This is a genomic window from Streptomyces sp. NBC_00572 (assembly GCF_026341815.1).
GTDB lineage: Bacteria > Actinomycetota > Actinomycetes > Streptomycetales > Streptomycetaceae > Streptomyces.
Genome location: NZ_JAPENX010000001.1, coordinates 1138438 through 1154647, shown reverse-complemented (window position 1 = coordinate 1154647; position 16210 = coordinate 1138438). Strand labels below are relative to the sequence as shown.

General features: G+C 71.8%; 18 protein-coding genes. 7 read left to right on the top strand and 11 right to left on the bottom strand.

Translation table 11 applies throughout. The features are described from left to right. Window positions 1-47: 47 nt before the first annotated feature. The gene (locus OG514_RS05330; protein WP_266891364.1) at window positions 48-635 is read left to right on the top strand and encodes a hypothetical protein; all 588 of its coding nucleotides are present in this window, start codon (window positions 48-50) and stop codon (window positions 633-635) included. 99 nt (window positions 636-734) lie between these two features. Next, window positions 735-1268, top strand: a complete 534-nt coding sequence (locus OG514_RS05325) for a hypothetical protein (RefSeq protein ID WP_266891362.1) — start codon at window positions 735-737, stop codon at window positions 1266-1268. 160 nt (window positions 1269-1428) lie between these two features. Here the strand turns inward: OG514_RS05325 and OG514_RS05320 are convergent, their stop codons facing one another. Next, a complete protein-coding gene (locus OG514_RS05320; protein WP_266891360.1) occupies window positions 1429-2055 on the bottom strand; it encodes a TetR family transcriptional regulator in 627 nt (208 codons plus the stop codon). Window positions 2056-2282: 227 nt separating this feature from the next. Here OG514_RS05320 and OG514_RS05315 point away from each other — a divergent pair, with 227 nt between their 5' ends. The 4 genes from OG514_RS05315 to OG514_RS05300 all read left to right on the top strand — a co-directional run bounded on the left by OG514_RS05315 (window position 2283) and on the right by OG514_RS05300 (window position 6550). Continuing rightward, window positions 2283-3617, top strand: a complete 1335-nt coding sequence (locus OG514_RS05315; RefSeq protein WP_266891358.1) for a glycosyltransferase family 4 protein — start codon at window positions 2283-2285, stop codon at window positions 3615-3617. Window positions 3618-3777: 160 nt separating this feature from the next. After that, window positions 3778-4512 carry a class I SAM-dependent methyltransferase gene (locus OG514_RS05310; protein ID WP_266891356.1) on the top strand — a complete coding sequence of 245 codons (735 nt, stop codon included), beginning with the start codon at window positions 3778-3780 and terminating at the stop codon, window positions 4510-4512. Then, window positions 4509-5597: a prenyltransferase gene (locus tag OG514_RS05305; RefSeq protein WP_266891354.1), complete on the top strand. Its 1089-nt coding sequence runs from the start codon at window positions 4509-4511 to the stop codon at window positions 5595-5597. The genes OG514_RS05310 and OG514_RS05305 overlap by 4 nt, the downstream gene beginning before the upstream one ends. A 134-nt stretch (window positions 5598-5731) precedes the next feature. After that, the gene (locus OG514_RS05300) at window positions 5732-6550 is read left to right on the top strand and encodes an XRE family transcriptional regulator (RefSeq protein ID WP_266891352.1); all 819 of its coding nucleotides are present in this window, start codon (window positions 5732-5734) and stop codon (window positions 6548-6550) included. 42 nt (window positions 6551-6592) lie between these two features. Here the strand turns inward: OG514_RS05300 and OG514_RS05295 are convergent, their stop codons facing one another. The 7 genes from OG514_RS05295 to OG514_RS05265 all read right to left on the bottom strand — a co-directional run bounded on the left by OG514_RS05295 (window position 6593) and on the right by OG514_RS05265 (window position 12258). Further along, complete coding sequence (locus tag OG514_RS05295) at window positions 6593-7528, bottom strand: hypothetical protein (protein WP_266891350.1); 936 nt, start codon at window positions 7526-7528, stop codon at window positions 6593-6595. A 93-nt stretch (window positions 7529-7621) separates the two neighbouring features. Continuing rightward, the gene (locus OG514_RS05290; RefSeq protein WP_266891348.1) at window positions 7622-8071 is read right to left on the bottom strand and encodes a hypothetical protein; all 450 of its coding nucleotides are present in this window, start codon (window positions 8069-8071) and stop codon (window positions 7622-7624) included. A 109-nt stretch (window positions 8072-8180) separates the two neighbouring features. After that, window positions 8181-9014, bottom strand: a complete 834-nt coding sequence (locus OG514_RS05285) for an AraC family transcriptional regulator (RefSeq protein WP_266891346.1) — start codon at window positions 9012-9014, stop codon at window positions 8181-8183. 271 nt (window positions 9015-9285) lie between these two features. Beyond that, window positions 9286-10191, bottom strand: a complete 906-nt coding sequence (locus OG514_RS05280) for a hypothetical protein (protein ID WP_266891344.1) — start codon at window positions 10189-10191, stop codon at window positions 9286-9288. 80 nt (window positions 10192-10271) lie between these two features. Then, entirely contained in the window at window positions 10272-10733 is a 462-nt protein-coding gene (locus tag OG514_RS05275; protein WP_266891342.1) for a peptidase inhibitor family I36 protein, read from the bottom strand. 168 nt (window positions 10734-10901) lie between these two features. Next, window positions 10902-11777: a hypothetical protein gene (locus OG514_RS05270; RefSeq protein ID WP_266891340.1), complete on the bottom strand. Its 876-nt coding sequence runs from the start codon at window positions 11775-11777 to the stop codon at window positions 10902-10904. Window positions 11778-11862: 85 nt separating this feature from the next. Then, the gene (locus OG514_RS05265; protein WP_266891338.1) at window positions 11863-12258 is read right to left on the bottom strand and encodes a hypothetical protein; all 396 of its coding nucleotides are present in this window, start codon (window positions 12256-12258) and stop codon (window positions 11863-11865) included. A 211-nt stretch (window positions 12259-12469) separates the two neighbouring features. Between OG514_RS05265 and OG514_RS05260 the strand changes: the two genes are divergently transcribed. After that, entirely contained in the window at window positions 12470-13030 is a 561-nt protein-coding gene (locus tag OG514_RS05260; RefSeq protein ID WP_266891336.1) for a hypothetical protein, read from the top strand. A gap of 9 nt (window positions 13031-13039) precedes the next feature. On the opposite strand, the gene OG514_RS05255 is transcribed toward OG514_RS05260, so the two are convergent. The 3 genes from OG514_RS05255 to OG514_RS05245 all read right to left on the bottom strand — a co-directional run bounded on the left by OG514_RS05255 (window position 13040) and on the right by OG514_RS05245 (window position 16071). Continuing rightward, window positions 13040-14050 carry an LLM class F420-dependent oxidoreductase gene (locus OG514_RS05255; protein WP_266891334.1) on the bottom strand — a complete coding sequence of 337 codons (1011 nt, stop codon included), beginning with the start codon at window positions 14048-14050 and terminating at the stop codon, window positions 13040-13042. 112 nt (window positions 14051-14162) lie between these two features. Continuing rightward, entirely contained in the window at window positions 14163-15026 is an 864-nt protein-coding gene (locus OG514_RS05250; protein ID WP_266891332.1) for a hypothetical protein, read from the bottom strand. A gap of 109 nt (window positions 15027-15135) precedes the next feature. Next, window positions 15136-16071, bottom strand: coding sequence for an N-acetylmuramoyl-L-alanine amidase (locus OG514_RS05245; protein ID WP_266891330.1), 936 nt, complete (start codon window positions 16069-16071; stop codon window positions 15136-15138). Between the last annotated feature and the right edge of the window lie 139 nt (window positions 16072-16210).

Sequence of the window (16210 nt, the reverse complement as noted above, 5' to 3'; positions counted from 1 at the left end):
TGACACTCCCTCGGCACACGTACGTACGCGCAGGGAGCGGGGCAGGCATGTGGGGTCGGGACAGACGGTGGGCGACGGTCGCGGGCGCGACGGCGGTGCTCCTCCTCGGGGCGGGATGCGGGACCGGCGCGGGGGCCGGGGGCGGGTCCTCCGCCTTCGGCCGTGAGGCGGCGCACGCGGAGATCGTCGCCGCCGTGGAGAAGTCGGGACTGCCGAAGTCCGACCTTCCGGGGCTCGGCGGGCCGACCCCCACGGGTTCCACGCCGGGTCCCACCCCGTCCACGGAGCGGGAGCGGCTCGCGGAGCGCGCCGCCGCCTGCACCGCCGCATGGCAGTACCTCGGCCCTCCCGTCGACGGCTCGCGCGACAGCTTCAAGAAGGCGGTCGCCGCCCTCGTCGGCGAGAAGTGGACCGAGGGGAACCGCCAGGTGGAGAAGCTCGACGAGCACGGGGGCACCCTGACCTTCGTCTCGCTCAAGAAGCGTGGCTGGACGCTGTACGCCCGTCACACCAGCGCGCAGCAGGCGATGAGCATAGAGATGATCTCCCTGCAGGCTTCGGAGGACGCGTGCATGGCCAAGTTCAGCAAGGGGGAGCGGGAGACACTGTTCGGGCCGGACGCCGAACAGTCCTGACATAGGGCGCCGTTGCGCACGTCGCCCGTTCCCACGTGCAAAACTGTGCCGTTGAAAACGGGGGCAAGAGGCCGTCGTACATGCCTTTTTGGGAGTGTCGTGCGCAAGGCGAAGTGGGTGGCCGCGGCCGCCGGAGTGGTTCTGCTGGTCGCCGGTTGCGGAAGTGAGGGCGGCGGTACGGCCAAGGGCGGCTCGTCGTCGGCGGGTTCGAGCGCCACGGGCGGCTCCGGCGGTTCGGGCGGCGACGAGCGGCTCACCGGGACCGCGGTCACCAAGGAGATCACCGACGCGGCGACGGGGGCCGGCTTCACGCAGGACTCCTCGGGCGAGCAGATCCCGGCCGAGGCCAAGGACTGCATGGTCAGCTGGACGGCCGACGGTGAGAAGGCGACGGACCCGGCGAAGTCCTACACGGCCACGGTCGCGACCCTGACCAAGGGTGGCTGGAACGAGGAGCGGAGCTCCGGGGCGGCCGGTTCGGTGATCAAGTCCCTGAAGAAGAGCAGCTGGCAGCTCCAGGCCAGCAACCACTCGGCCGGTCCGCTGAAGCTGGTGATGTTCGTCGCCGTCGACAGCAGCCCGGCGTGCGCGGCCGTCATCGCGGAGGCCAACGCGAAGGCCAAGACCTCCTGACCCGGTGCCGCTCGCGTCCCCGGTGCGCCAACCGCCGGGGGCGCGAGCGGGACGGTCATCGGCGCGCCATGGATTCCGCGCCATGGATTCCGCGGCGGGGACGGGCGTGGGGGTGGAGTTCGGGCGGCGACTGCGCCCGTGCGACCCGACTGTGCCGCGACTACGACGGCGTTGGTGTCGGCGCCGTCAGGTCGATCAGCCTGCAGACCGTCTCGATGTCGATCTTCACCTGTGCGATCGAGGCGCGCCCCGACAGCCAGGTGATCAGCGCCGAGTGCCAGGTGTGCTCGATCACCCGGACCGCCGAGAGCTGCTCCGGCGTCGGGTGCTCCGCCCCCATCGCGTCCAGGATGATCGCCGTCGTCAGGCGTGAGACCGTGTCGACCTCGGGGCTCACGCCGCGGTCCGCGAAGGTCAGCGCCCGCACCATCGCGTCGGCGAGCTGCGGTTCGCGCTGGAGCGCGCGGAAGGCCCGCATCAGCGTCTCCGCGACCCGCTCCGCCGGGTCGGCGCCCGCCGGCGGCCGCTTCCGCAGGGTGGTGTGCATGTGCTGGAGCTGGTCCTGCATGGTCGCCACGAGCAGGTGGATCTTGGAGGGGAAGTAGCGGTACAGCGTCCCCAGAGCCACTCCGGCCGCCTCGGCGACCTCCCGCATCTGCACGGCGTCGAAGCCGCCCCGCGCCGCGAGCTGGGCGCTGGCGTTCAGGATGCGGCGGCGCCGCGCCTCCTGGCGCTCCGTGAGGGGCGGCGACGCGGGTCTGAGGTCCGCTCTGTTGTCTGCGGTCATGAGGTCCCGTTCCGTGCGGTGGGGAGCGACAGTATGGCGGTGTGGGCGCCGTGGCGCGAATCACCTGTTCCGGCTCTCACCACGGAGCTACCTGCCGGTAGATTCTGTCCTCCTTGAAGGATCAAGGAGATCAAGCCAGAGATCAAGAACGATCAAGTCTGTAACTTGTTCTAGATTAGCGCGAGCGGTTACGCTCCGGCGAAACTCACGCTCGAAGGGGGTCGCGCATGACCGCTGAGGCCATAGAGGCAAGCCCCCGACAGGGCGTCACCGCTGCCGGTGACGGTCCGTTGCGGATCGCTCTCCTCACGTACAAGGGGAACCCCTTCTGCGGCGGTCAGGGCGTCTACGTCCGGCACCTCTCCCGCGAACTCGCCCGCCTCGGGCACAGCGTCGAGGTCATCGGCTCCCAGCCGTACCCCGTCCTCGACGAGGGCGAGGACCTCGCGGGTCTCACGCTCACCGAGATCGCCAGCCTCGACCTCTACCGCTCGCCGGACCCCTTCCGGACGCCGAAGCGGGACGAGTACCGCGACTGGATCGACGCGCTCGAAGTCGCCACCATGTGGACCGGCGGTTTCCCCGAGCCCCTCACCTTCTCCCTGCGGGCCCGGCGCACGCTCGCCGCCCGCCGCGGCGACTTCGACGTCGTCCACGACAACCAGACCCTCGGGTACGGGCTCCTCGGCGGCCCGCGCGCGATCGGCGCCCCGCTCGTCACCACGATCCACCACCCCATCACCGTCGACCGGCAGCTGGAGATCGACGCCGCCGCCGACTGGAAGCGGCGCGCGTCCGTCCGCCGCTGGTACGCCTTCACCCGCATGCAGAAGCGCGTCGCCCGCCGGCTGCCGTCCGTGCTCACCGTCTCCGGCACCTCCCGGCAGGAGATCGTCGACCACCTCGGCGTACGCGACGACCGCATCCGGGTCGTCCACATCGGCGCCGACACCGACCTCTGGTCGCCCGACCCCTCCGTCGCCGAGATCCCCGGCCGGATCGTCACCACCTCCAGTGCCGACGTCCCGCTCAAGGGCCTCATCCACCTGATCGAGGCGCTCGCCAAGCTCCGCACCGAGAACCCCGACGCGCACCTCGTCGTCGTCGGCAAGCGCGCCGAGGACGGCCCCGTCGCCGCCGCGATCGAGCGGTACGGGCTCGACGGCGCCGTCGAGTTCGTCAAGGGCATCAGCGACGCGGAGCTCGTCGACCTGGTGCGGTCGGCGCAGGTCTCCTGCGTGCCGTCGCTGTACGAGGGGTTCTCGCTGCCGGCGGCCGAGGCGATGGCTACGGGGACGCCGCTGGTCGCCACGACCGGCGGGGCGATTCCCGAGGTCGCGGGGGTCGACGGCGAGACGTGTCTTGCGGTCCCGCCGGGGGATGCGGGGGCGCTGGCCGCGGCGCTGGGTCGGGTGCTGGGGGACTCTGCCCTGCGGGCGCGGCTCGGCGCTGCCGGGCGGGAACGGGTGCTGTCCCGGTTCACCTGGGCGCGCGCCGCCCAAGGCACCGCTGACCTGTACCGCGAGGCGGTCGCCCGTCAGGGAGCCGGAGCCCGCCGGTGACACCTCGCCGCCGTTGCCGGGTGAACCCCGGTGGTGGGGTTGTGCCCACCCGTTCCGCCCCGCGGAACGATTGCCCACAACCGGCCGTCATCGGCGACACCCGCCCACAACCCGGCGGCGCCCGCCCACCCCGACTCCCCAACCGCGAAAGCAGGATCTCGTGCTGACCGTCGACTTCACTCGTTTCCCGCTCGCCCCCGGCGACCGTGTGCTCGATCTGGGCTGTGGTGCGGGGCGGCATGCCTTCGAGTGCTACCGGCGCGGTGCGCAGGTCGTGGCGCTCGACCAGAACGGCGAGGAGATCCGCGAGGTCGCCAAGTGGTTCGCGGCCATGAAGGAGGCCGGGGAGGCCCCGGCGGGCGCGACCGCCACCGCGATGGAGGGCGACGCCCTCAACCTGCCCTTCCCCGACGAGTCCTTCGACGTCGTCATCATCTCCGAGGTCATGGAGCACATCCCGGACGACAAGGGCGTCCTCGCCGAGATGGTCCGCGTCCTCAAGCCGGGCGGCCGGATCGCGATCACCGTCCCGCGCTACGGCCCCGAGAAGATCTGCTGGACGCTCTCCGACGCGTACCACGAGGTCGAGGGCGGCCACATCCGCATCTACAAGGCCGACGAACTCCTCGGCAAGATCCGGCAGGCCGGCCTCAAGCCGTACGGCACCCACCACGCGCACGCGCTGCACTCGCCGTACTGGTGGCTGAAGTGCGCCTTCGGCGTCGACAACGACAAGGCGCTGCCGGTCCGCGCGTACCACAAGCTCCTGGTCTGGGACATCATGAAGAAGCCCGCCCTGACCCGGGTCACCGAGCAACTGCTCAACCCGGTCGTCGGCAAGAGCTTCGTGGCGTACGCGACCAAGCCCCACCTGCCCAAGGCCGACACCCAGTGACCTCTCCCGAGCGCATCGCCGAGCACCTCGTCCTGCCCGGAGTGCTCACGGCCGAGCAGGCCGCCGAGACCGTCACCGGGATACTCGCGGTGCAGCGCGAGGACGGTGCCCTGCCCTGGTTCCGGGGCCACCACCTCGACCCGTGGGACCACACCGAGGCCGCCATGGCCCTGGACGCGGCCGGCGAGCACGCGGCCGCCGCCCGCGCCTACGAGTGGCTCGCCCGCCACCAGAACAGCGACGGCTCCTGGTACGCCGCCTACCACGACGGCGAGCCCGACCAGGTCACCGACCGGAGCCGGGAGTCCAACTTCGTCGCGTACATCGCGGTCGGCGTCTGGCACCACTACCTGTCCACCGGCGACGACGCCTTCCTCGACCGCATGTGGCCCACCGTCTACGCGGCCGTCGAGTTCGTCCTCGGACTCCAGCAGCCCGGCGGTCAGATCGGCTGGAAGCGCGAGCCCGACGGCACGCCTGTGAACGACGCGCTGCTCACCGGCAGTTCCTCGATCCACCAGGCACTCCGCTGCGCCCTCGCCATCGCCGAGACCCGTGAAGAGCCGCAGCCCGACTGGGAGTTGGCGACCGGGGCCCTCGGTCACGCGATACGCCGACACCCCGAGCGCTTCCTCGACAAGTCCCGCTACTCGATGGACTGGTACTACCCGGTCCTCGGCGGCGCGGTCACCGGACCCGAGGCGAAGACCCGTATCGAGGCCGACTGGGACGCGTTCGTCGTGCCCGGCCTCGGCGTGCGCTGCGTGATCCCCAATCCGTGGGTCACCGGCGGCGAGAGCTGCGAACTCGCCCTCACCCTCTGGGCGATGGGGGAATCGGACCGCGCTCTCACGATCCTCCAGGACATCCAGCACCTGCGCGCCGAGAACGGCATGTACTGGACGGGGTACGTCTTCGAGGGCGACACCGACAGCGACAAGGCCATGTGGCCCGAGGAGCAGACGGCCTGGACGGCCGGCTCCCTCCTCCTCGCGGTGGCGGCCCTCGGCGGCGAGGAGGCGACCGTCGCCGTCTTCGGCGGCGAGCGGCTGCCGAGCGGGCTGGGTCCCGACTGCTGCGCCTGAACACCCGGCTGATTCCGGCCTGATGGGCGCTTGGCGCAGGTATGTCCGATTGCGTGGAGCACCCCTTACGGAGCTCTAGGATATGCACGTTCATGGCTGGCATGGACATGCATATCAGGGGGAATCGGTCACAGATGGACCGTGCGGGGTCGGTCAAGGACCTGGCGAGCGAGCTGCTCGCGTTGAAGAAGGCGTCGGGTTCGAGCTTCGTCCAGCTCAGCGAGAAGACGCACTACGCCAAGTCGTCGTGGGAACGCTGGGTCAACGGCAAGCAGTTCCCGCCGCGCGACGCCGTCGAGCGGCTCGCCCGGCTCTGCGACACCGATCCGGCTCCGCTGCTCGCCCTCTGGGCGGAGGAGGACGCCCGGCGCGCGGCACCGGAATCCGAGGCCGGGGCCGGGGCCGAATCCGAGGCCGGAGCGGAGTCCGGGCCGGAGACGCCCCGGAAGCGACGCGTCCAGTGGGCGTCGCTCGTGCTGGCCCTCCTCCTGGGGGTGGGCGCGATCTCCTACGCCGCCCTCTCCGGCTCCGACGAACCGCCGGCCGCCCCTCGCCCGAAGCCCGTCGTGACGGTCGCGGGACCGGCCACCGGCTGCACCCTCACGGCCTGCGAGGGCCGTGACCCGAAGAAGATGAACTGCGGCGCCGACGCCGTCACCGTGCGCACCGGTTCCATCCCCAAGGACCTCGTCATCGAGCTCCGTTACAGCCGGGCCTGCCGGGCCGCCTGGGGCCGGATCTCCTTCGCACAGGTCGGGGCCACCGTCGTGGTCAACAACTCCGACGGTGCCGCCCAGGCCGACGTCGTGCACTACGACCGGGACGTCTACACACCACTGATCGCGGCGCCCGACAACGGTTCGGTCTGGGTGTGCGCGGCCCTCCCGAAGGACGTCCGGCGCAGTTGCACCGGCCGCTTCATCCCGAGCGAGGAGAAGGCGCAGCAGCCCTGAGGGGTGTCGTGCCGATCAGGCCGGGCTCGCGGCCTCGCCACGTCACCCCTTGGTCGCGAGCACCTCGCGCGCGGCCCTGTCCTGGCGGGCCAGCAGTGCGGTCCAGTCCTTGGCGAGGGCCGGGTTGCGGTCCAGCCAGTCCCGCTGGACGGCGGCGAGCCGGGTGTAGGCGATGCTCAGATAGCCGGTCTCGCTCTTGCAGTGCAGATCGGCCCGCAGGACGTCGCGGCCGCTGAGGCGGGCCCGCTGGGTGGGCAGCGTCTTCAGCAGCGCCGGCGGGTCGGTCTGCCCCGGGAAGCCCGCCCGGTCCATGCACTGCTGCCAGCGGCCGGTCGCGTCCCGGAACCGCGGGTCCTTCTCCAGGTCCGCACGGCCCTGTTCCTGCCCCTCGAAGAGCAGGATCCGCGTCCGGAGCCAACGCGTCCGGCCGTCGCCGAGCATGCGTGTCTCGGCCTCGGCGAGACAGCCGTTCCCCGGCCGGGACACGCTCGTTCCCTGTGTGCCCTTGACCGTCACCCGCTTGCTCTCGTCACCGAAGAGTGCCTTCGCGTACGCGGGGGAGGCCTCGGGACTGCCGGGCTTCGGGGGCTTCTCGCCGGGCTGTGCCGGGGCGGGCGCGGTCGAGGAAGGGGGCGTCTCCAGTCCGAAGGGACGCGGCCGTTCGTCCTCGCCGGAGCCCGCCGGGGGAGTGGCCTTCGGGGCGTAGCGGAAGCCCTTGCGTGCCATGCAGTCGATGGAGTACCGGCGTTGGGCCTCGGCGCTGCGGGCCTGGGTGTCGGTCCAGGCGAAGAGGCGGTCGGTCACGGGCGGCAGCCGGTGCAGCCGCTCCAGGGCGGCCGTCGACGCGTAGGCCTCGTCGGAGACCGGAGGCGCGCCTTCGGCGGAGGCCAGCAGTGTGCCGCCGACGACGGCCGCTCCGCCCGCCAGGACGGCGGTGAGGGTGAGCAGGACACGGCGGGGGCGGCGGGTGCCGGGCATGGTGACGGATGCCTTTCGTCGGCGGTGGGGTGGGCGGGGCCCGGTGCACCCCAGTAGCACCGGGCCCCGTTCACGCGCGGTGCGCGGGGTGGCTCAGAAGCAGTGGATGGTCGTCGACGGGCGCATCTGGAGCGAGCTGGCGGAGTCCCTCTGCGTGGCGTTGAGGCTGCCCATGAAGACCTGGCTGCCCGGGTTCACGCAGAACAGCAGGCCGCCGCCGTAGTTGATGTCCCGGTAGTAGTGGCTCTCGTAGCCGCCGGTGCTGGAGTTGCTCGCGGACGAGACGTTGTCGTTGACGACTTCACCGGAGCCGGGCGTCGAGTCGGTGTTGCTGAAGTAGTCGTTGGTGAAGTTGGTGTCGCTGTTGTAGAAGTCGTGCGAGGCGCTGTCGCCCAGGTTGCCCCAGAACACACAGTGGTAGCCGGCGCCGCACATGTAGCCCGCGGAGGCCGAGGTGGCGGTGACGACACCACCGCCGACGAGCAGCGCGGTGGTGGCGGCGACGACCGCGGCCTTCTTGCGGAGCCCCGTGGCCATGCTCATGCTTCGTTCCTTCTGTTCGTGTCGACGTTGCGTACGCGACCGCACGCGGGCGTAAGACTTCCGTCCGGCGCCCCGTCCCGTATTGGAGAAAACCGCCGGATCCGGAGGCTCAGCCCGCGATCCAGGTGCTCGACGTCCCCCGGTCCGCGAGGAAACGGCCGGGAGGCATCCCGGTCATCGCCTTGAATTCGAGGCTGAGATGGGCCTGGTCGTAGTAGCCGCACCGGGCGGCCGTGTCGGCGGGCCCGTCGCCCGCCGAGAGCAGCCGGATCGCGCGGTTCAGGCGCAGGATCCGTGCGAGCCGCTTCGGGCTGAGGCCGATCTGTTCCCGGAAGCGGCGCTCCAGGTGCCGCATGCTGCTGCCCGTGGCCGCCGCGACCTCGCGGATCTGCAGAGACCCGGCGGACTGCTCCAGGAGTCGCCATGCCTCCAGGACGGCCGGCGCGGGCCCGCCGTCCGTGTCCGCCTCCGCGGCCCATCGCAGCAGCGTCTCGTCGAGCAGAGCGAAGCGCTCGGCCCAGCCCGGGGCGTCCGCCAGGGCCTCGCACAGGCTTCGGGCGCGGTCGCCCAGCACCTCGGCGGGGTCGGCGAGGACGTCGGCGAGCTCCCCGAGCGGGGTGCCGCCGAAGAACCGGTGCGCCGCCCAGGGGGCGAGGGCGAGCTCCACGCCGTGGACGTCGCCGCCGTGCCCGAGGACCCGCGCACGGGTGTGCAACCCCGACACCAGTGAGGCGTGCCGGCCCGCGCCGCGCACCCTCAGCTCGCCGCCGAAACCGATCAGCAGCGACACCCGCCCGCTCGGCACCACCAGCCGCTCCTGCGGTACGCCCGCCGTCGAGCGGAACCCCCGGTACGTGCCGATGCCCGGCCCCAGCCGGGCGTCAGGCCTCCCGTAGTACCACTGGCACCGGCCGCCCCCCGTACAGACGCGGCGTCTCACCATCGACTCCTCGGACTCTCGCGCCCGGGTCCGTCCCGGGGCGGGATCCACTGTCGGGAGGGCGGGGAGACGGTGCCAGGGTCGGCGGCGTCCCAGGGACGTGGAGGGATATCCCACGGTCCTGACCTGGGAAGATGCCGGGAGCGGGGGATGGAGGAACGCCTACGGGGCCACACCGGTGGTGGGCTGGAGGGCCGCGGGCGAGGCCGGCGGCACTGTCCCCGGGGGAGGCCCCGTCGTGCCCAGAAGGCTTCCCGTCGTGTCGCGAGGCGCCCTAGGCCTTCGGTACGGGAATCGTGCGCGTCGCCTCGTCCTGGCGGCGCAGCAGGGCCGTCCCGTCGCGGTCGACGTCCGGGTGCCTGTCCAGCCAGCGCTGTTGGGCGACGGCGAGGCGCGCGTATGCCGTGGGCAGGTAGCCGGTCGACTCCTTGCAGCGCAGGTCGGCGGCGAGCGAGGCGTCGGCACGGCGGGCGTCCGCCGTGCGCAGCGAGGCGAGCAGCCGCGCGGGATCGGTCACGTCGCGGAACCCGGCCTCGTTCATGCACGCCCGCCAGCGGCCGTTCAGGGCCCGGAACTCCGGGTCCTTCTCCAGGTTCCCGCGCGCCTCCTCCTGCGCCTCGAACAGCATGATCCGCACCTGGAGCCAGCGCATCCGGCCGTCTCCGAGGACCTTGGTCTCGGCCTCGGCGAGACAGCCGTTCCCCGGCCGGGAGACCTTCATCCGGCCGCTGCCCTTGGCGCTCACCCGCTTCTTCTCGTCCCCGAAGAGGGCCAGGCCGTACGCCTTCGTGGTCTCGGGGCTGCCGGGTACGGGCGGCTTCGCGGCGGGCGGCGGGGTCTCGGCCGACGGCGCCGCGGATTCCTGCCCGAAGGGCTGCGGCCGCTGGTCGGTGCTCATGCCGGGCTGGGGCGGGGCCGGCGGTGCGTACCGGAAGCCGTGTTCGGCCATGCAGGCGACGGCGTACCGGCGCTGCGCCTCGGCGCTGCGGTAGTCGACATCGGTCCAGCTGAAGAGGCGCTCGGTCACCGGAGGCAGCGCGTGCGGCGCGGTGGCGGCGGTCGGGACCCGAGCGGCGTCGGGCGGGGCGATGAGGGCCCGCGCGCCGACGACCGCCGCCCCGCCGACGAGGACAGCGGTGAGGGCGAGCGCGGTACGGCGGTGTCGGCGAGGTCCGGGCATGGCGACGGCTGCCTTTCTGCGGAACAGGGAGGAGCGAGGGCCCCGCGCACGCCTGCGCGCCGGACCCTCGGTGGGGTGGATCAATAGCAATGGACGCTGGTCGTGGGCCGCAGCAGAAGGGAGCTGGCCACGTTGATCTGGGAGGAGGACATCGAGGTGCTGCTCACGGAGCTGCCAGGGTTGACGCAGAAGGCCAGCCCGCCGCCGTAGTTGATGTCCCGGTAGTAGTGGCTCTCGTATCCGCCGGTACTGGAGTTGCTGGCCCCCGACACCCGGTCGTTCACCCCCTGGCCGTATCCGTAGCCTTCGAATTGGTTGTGGACGTCGAAGGTGTCGTTGGTGAAGTTGGCGTCGCTGTTGAAGTACTGGTGCGAGGCACCGCCGAAGACATAGAGGTAGAAGGCGCAGTGATAGCCGGCGTCGCATTCGGGCCCCTCCGCCGCGGCGGCCGTGCTCGCGGTGGCGACTCCGGCGCCGAAGAGCAGCGCGGTGGACGTGACGGCGGCGGCGAGCCTTCTGCGGAGGCCCTTGTTCTCGCTCATGGTGTGAGGCGACCCTTCCTGGTCCCGTACGCATCCGGATCGCTTCCGGGTGCGTTCCTCACCCTCGGGGCGCGGGGGGTCGTCCGGCCAGGCCTCCCGCCGTCCCGGGGACACCGGGGGACTGATGTGGGACGGCAGGCCCTGTACCGATCCGTCCCGGCGCGGCGGTCAGGCCTGGGGGAAGGAGATCCGGATGCGGTAACGCTGTTCCAACTCCCCGATTTTCTTGGGGAGTTCGGTGCGCAATTTTGCGATCTCGGCGGAGTGTGAGGCCCGGAACGTCGCCGCTGCCTTCTCGCGGAGCGGCACCCGCGCGGCCTCCACGGGCTTCATGCACGTCGCGTACACGGCCCCCAGCCTTCGGGTGCCGGCGGTGTCGGCGGCCTGCAGGCGCCGGTCGACGAGGGCGAAGAAGGCCGCCTCGTCGCGGGCGTTCACCTCGTGTGCGGCAAGGCACCGCCCGAGGCCGGCGTAGGCCCGGCGTACCTCGGGTGCGCGGTCGACCGGTGCGATCTCCGCGAACCAGCTCATGTGCAACCGGGCGTAGACCTGGGTGAGTTCCTGCCCGACGGTCCTTCCCTCGGCGAGGCACCGTTGAAGCCGCGGGCCCGGTGCCGTGGGCGGGTCCGTCGTGGGGTGCGTCACGGGCGGCGTGCCCGGGACGGCGGTGCCCTCTCCGAAGCCGTGTGTCCTGAGGAAGTCCAGGTCGGGAAGGCCGGAGTACCGGGTGAACATCGGCGGAGGGGAGTCCGGCACGGTCTCGCCGAGCCGGCGCGCACAGCCGTCGACCGCCCACGCGGCGGCAAGTCTGCCGAAGGCGTCCAGGCCCTGCGTCCACCGAGTGCCCTCTCCTGTCGTCGGCAGCACCAGGGAGGCGACGTCCGCCGGCATGGCGTACGACACCGAGGCGGGCACGGGGGAGGCCCGCCGCTCCTGCGGGCCGGCCGCGTTCGGGGTGCTCGTGCAGGCGCCGACGAGGGGGGCCAGGGCGGCACACAGGACGAGGGCGCCGAGGCGGCGTGGGCGGCGGGCGGCGCGAGGCATGGTCGGTGCTCTCTCCGTGAGGCTCGGGGTGCGAGGAGGGAACGGCGGTGGGCCCGCCGCGTCGTGCGGCGGGCCCATGCCGGTGTCAGTGGGTGATCTCGACGTAGTCGCCGCCCTCACTGGCGCTGGCGACACTGAAGGCCCGGCCGGGGGTCAGGTCGGAGACCAGCACGAAGTTGTCCAGGGCGTAAGAGCTGTCGGCTATCGCGATGTAACCGCGCGAACCGATGGTCCAGACGCCGGAGGCGTTCTTGTAGAAACCGGCGTACGCGTCCCAGTTGCCGATCGTTTGGTCGTCGGCGTACGTCAGGTTCAGGTCACTGCAAGCGCTGGCAGCCTTGTACGCCACCGTGCCCGGCGCTTTGTAGCCCGTCCAGATCGGGCTCGTCACGCACCCGGCGGCCGAGGCCGTGGGCGCGACGGCGATCAGAGAGGTGGCGGCGATGCCGGCGGCCGCGAGGGCTGCCAGGGCCTTGTTCATGGGGTGCTCCAGGGGATGAGGAAGGAGGAGGCCCGGAAGGGCTGCTGGGCATCACCTTCGGATCCCCGTCGACGGAAAGGCCAGGTGCGGCGGTGTCCCTGGGACGGCCGGGGAGATCCGGGGACGGCCGGGACCCGTTCGGAGCCGTCCGGGTGGCGACCCGGTGGGGCTGCGGAGAGGCTGGCGCCACTACCCCCAGGGAGGTCCCGTCGTGCCCAGATCCATACCCCGGTCCGTGTCCCGTGGTGTCGTGGCCCTGCTGCTGTCCTGCGCCCTGCTGCTGACCACCGCCGCCTGCAACGGTGACGACGACGCGGGTGCGAGCGGGGGCGCGACCCCGACGGCTTCGAGCAGTTTCGAGCAGCAGAAGCTCGCCAAGACCCGGTTCGTGGCCAACGCGGGTCTGGCCGCGGGAGCCGCGTACCAGTGGATCGTGAAGCCGTACCGCGAGGGGAAGTTCAAGAAGGGCGCGGACGGCCGGACCTTCGCCCTCGTGAAGGCGGGCCTCGCGGGCGCGTTCACGTACAACCGGCTCAAGGCGGCGGTGAACAACGCCAAGGGCGACCCGCTGCTCTCGAAGGCGGTCGCGCCGCTCACGGCCGGTATCGAGTCGCTCAAGGAGCTCGGGACCAAGCTCCGCAAGGGCGAGGTGGGAGACGCGGACGTCGGCGCCTTCGAGAGCGTCATCAACAGCGTCAAGGACGCGGGCAAGAGCGCCGGCGCCGAGGTCGTCGAGAAGGTGCCCAGCGCCTCGCAGCTCAGCGGCGGCTGATCCGTCCGTTCAGCCGTTGAGTTCGGCCAGCAGGCGGAGCGTCGCGGGGTCCGGTGAGGTGACCAGGAGGTCCGTCACCGGGCCTCGCCGCCATGCGTCGAGCCGTTCGGCGATCCGCTCCCGGGGGCCGACGAGCGAGATCTCGTCCGCGAAGGCGTCCGGCACCGCGAGGACGGCCTCCTCGCGCCGCCCGGCCGCGAACAGCTCCTGGACGCGCCTCGCCTCCTTCTCGTACCCCATCCGCCCCATCAGGTCGGCGTGGAAGTTGCGGGCCGCGTGCCCCATGCCGCCGATGTAGAAGCCGAGCATCGCCTTGACCGGCAGCAGTCCGGCCGCCACGTCCTCGCAGACCTGGGCGCGGACCATGGGGGCGACCAGGAAGCCCTCGGGGAGCCGCTCGGGCAGGGCGTACACCTCGGACCAGCGGTCGGGGGTCCAGTACAGCGGCAGCCAGCCGTCGGCGATCGTGAGCGTCTGCGCGATGTTCTTCGGCCCCTCGGCGCCGAGCAGGATCGGGAGGTCGGCGCGGAGCGGGTGGGTGATCGGCTTGAGCGCCTTGCCGAGGCCGGTGCCGTCCGCGCCGGTGTACGGGTGGGAGTGGTGGCGCCCGTCGAGCCGGACCGGGGCCTCGCGGCGCAGGACCTGGCGGACCACGTCCACGTACTCCCGGGTCGCGGTCAGCGGGGAGCGGGGGAAGGGCCGCCCGTACCAGCCCTCGACGACCTGCGGCCCCGAAAGGCCGAGTCCCAGCATGACCCGCCCGCCGGAGAGGTGGTCGAGGGTGAGCGCGTGCATCGCGGTGGTAGTGGGGGCGCGGGCGGCCATCTGCGCGACGGCGGTGCCCAGCCTGATGCGGCTGGTGTGGGCGGCGATCCAGGTCAGCGCGGTGAAGGCGTCGGAGCCCCAGGCCTCCGCCGTCCACACGGAGTCGTAGCCGAGCATCTCTGCCTCGCGGGCGAGGTCGAGATGGGCGGCGGAGGGGCCGCGGCCCCAGTAGCCGAGGGCGAGTCCGAGTCGCATGCCCCGCATCCTTTCTGACGATCCGTCAGTTCAGGCGATGCGGGGACTGTACGCCAACGGCCCCCCGCCTGGAAGGGATTCCGGACGAGGGGCCGTGAAGCCGTCTGTCGGGTCAGCCGCGCTGGATGCCCGTGGTGTCCTGCAGCACGCCACGACGGCCGTCCTGCGTCTGGGCCACCAGGGTGGAACCGCGCTGCTCGACCGCCAGGTACCAGGTACCCGGGGCCAGTTCGGCGATCGGCGCCTGGGAGCCGTCCTCCGCGTACAGCGCACGGCCGACCGGGACCGCGAACCAGAACGGCGTGAAGTCCGCGGCCGCGGGCGCCTGCGGGGCCTGAGCCTGGGCCTGCGGCTCGGGCTGCTGCGGGGCCTGCGGCTGCGGGGCGGCGGCGGCCTGCGCGCCGAACGGCTGGCCCGCACCCTGTGAGGGGTCCTGCGGTCCGCCGAAGGGCTGCTGCGCACCCGGGTAGCCGTAGCCGCCGGGAACACCCTGCGGGCCGGGCTGGCCGGGCTGCATGCCGTACGGCTGCGGGGTCTGCGGCTTGGGCGCGCCGACGAGCGGGGCCTGGAGGGCGGGGACCATCGGGCCGGCCACGGCGGCACCGGCCAGGACCAGGGAGGCGATCAGGCCGAGGACCAGGCCCGCGCCGGAGTTCTCCGACTCGAAGATCCACATCAGCAGGGTCCACGCGGCGGCGACGGTGAACGCGGCACCGACCTGGCCGAGCTCCAGGCCGGCCACCTTGCGCTGCTGCGGCAGGCCGCGGGAGACGATCACGAGGGCGGCACCGGCGATGCCGAGGAAGAAGGAGCCCCAGCCGAGGTAGGAGATCTCCCAGGAGTTCGTGGTCGGGACCTGGTCGCAGATCGCAGGGGCGGCGTCGCAGCCGCTGATGTCGAGGAACGAGGCGATGAACAGCACCACCGCTGCACCGATCAGCACGCCATCGCCTCGGGTGAGGGAGCGGATATTCACGTAAGAAGTCCTTCGTCGGGTCGTCGCGTCGGGGTGGCGCTCGGGTCATGGCACGGGGGATGGCACGGAGCTGCCCCATCGTACGGAGCGAATCTATCGCCCGCGGGTTCTACCCCTTGAGGTAGGTCGCGATGCCGTCCGCGATCCCCTGGGCCGCCTTCTGCCGCCATGTCTCCGACGTGAGCAGCTGTGCGTCCTTCGGATCACGCATATTGCCGCATTCGACGAAGACCTTGGGGACGGTTGAGAGATTGAGTCCCCCGAGATCGTCGCGGACATCCAACCCTGTGCCGGAACCAAGGTAGTTGGCGGGAGCCGTTCCGGTGGCACGGGCGAACCGGTCCACGATCCGCTCGCCCAGTTCCCGGGAGGGGGCGACGATCTTCGCGGTGTCGGCGGATCCTTCCCGCACGCGTGCGGGAAGGATCACATGGAATCCGCGGTTGCCGACGGCCGAACCGTCCGCGTGGACGGAGACGACGGCGTCGGCGCGGGCCGCGTTGCCGATCTTCGCCCGCTCGTCGATGCACGGGCCCCAGGGGCGGTCGGCGTCGTGGGTCAGGACCACCTCGGCACCGCGCGCGGTGAGGAGGTCCCGCAGCCGGTGGGAGACGTCGAGGGTGAACGAGGCCTCGGTGTATCCGGCGTTCGTCGAGGTGCCGGTGGTGTCGCACTCCTTATGAGTGGTCCCGATATTCACCTTCTGGTTGATTTCCGAGGTATGCCGGAAATTCCCGGAGTTGTGGCCGGGGTCGATGACGACGCTCCGCCCGGCGAGAGGCCGGTTCGACTGGCTCGGAGGCTTCGATCCGGTCGCCGCGGTGGTCCCGGTGGTCCCGGTCGCCACGGGGGAGCGGGTCGGCTGTCCGCCGGAGTCGCCGGAGTTTCCTGCGGTGCCGGAGGCGAGCGACGGGCTCGGCTGCTTCCCGCTGTCCTGCTGCGAGGCCTGTGAGGTCGCGCAGCCGGCGAGTACCGCGCAGCAGCCCGCGGCGGCGAGGGCGAGGGCGAGAGTACGGCGGGTGGTCTTCCGGTGGTCGTACGGCACCTGGCGACTCTAGGCCCTGTATGAGACGAAATCCCGTAGGGGGTAGGTCGCAGGTTGGTCACCGCTTCCCGGAACGGTGGACGCGTGTGGGGAGACCGTGAAGGGTAGGTGAGAAGAGGCGACGGTGGGGTGTCACCGC

Excerpts from the sequence above, each read along its gene's own strand:
- OG514_RS05275 (WP_266891342.1), bottom strand. The coding sequence starts at position 10,733 with ATGAGCGAGAACAAGGGCCTCCGCAGAAGGCTCGCCGCCGCCGTCACG.
- OG514_RS05320 (WP_266891360.1), bottom strand. The coding sequence starts at position 2,055 with ATGACCGCAGACAACAGAGCGGACCTCAGACCCGCGTCGCCGCCCCTC.
- OG514_RS05290 (WP_266891348.1), bottom strand. The coding sequence starts at position 8,071 with ATGAGCATGGCCACGGGGCTCCGCAAGAAGGCCGCGGTCGTCGCCGCC.
- OG514_RS05300 (WP_266891352.1), top strand. The coding sequence starts at position 5,732 with ATGGACCGTGCGGGGTCGGTCAAGGACCTGGCGAGCGAGCTGCTCGCG.
- OG514_RS05330 (WP_266891364.1), top strand. The coding sequence starts at position 48 with ATGTGGGGTCGGGACAGACGGTGGGCGACGGTCGCGGGCGCGACGGCG.
- OG514_RS05255 (WP_266891334.1), bottom strand. The coding sequence starts at position 14,050 with ATGCGACTCGGACTCGCCCTCGGCTACTGGGGCCGCGGCCCCTCCGCC.
- OG514_RS05315 (WP_266891358.1), top strand. The coding sequence starts at position 2,283 with ATGACCGCTGAGGCCATAGAGGCAAGCCCCCGACAGGGCGTCACCGCT.
- OG514_RS05285 (WP_266891346.1), bottom strand. The coding sequence starts at position 9,014 with ATGGTGAGACGCCGCGTCTGTACGGGGGGCGGCCGGTGCCAGTGGTAC.
- OG514_RS05280 (WP_266891344.1), bottom strand. The coding sequence starts at position 10,191 with ATGCCCGGACCTCGCCGACACCGCCGTACCGCGCTCGCCCTCACCGCT.
- OG514_RS05265 (WP_266891338.1), bottom strand. The coding sequence starts at position 12,258 with ATGAACAAGGCCCTGGCAGCCCTCGCGGCCGCCGGCATCGCCGCCACC.
- OG514_RS05295 (WP_266891350.1), bottom strand. The coding sequence starts at position 7,528 with ATGCCCGGCACCCGCCGCCCCCGCCGTGTCCTGCTCACCCTCACCGCC.
- OG514_RS05270 (WP_266891340.1), bottom strand. The coding sequence starts at position 11,777 with ATGCCTCGCGCCGCCCGCCGCCCACGCCGCCTCGGCGCCCTCGTCCTG.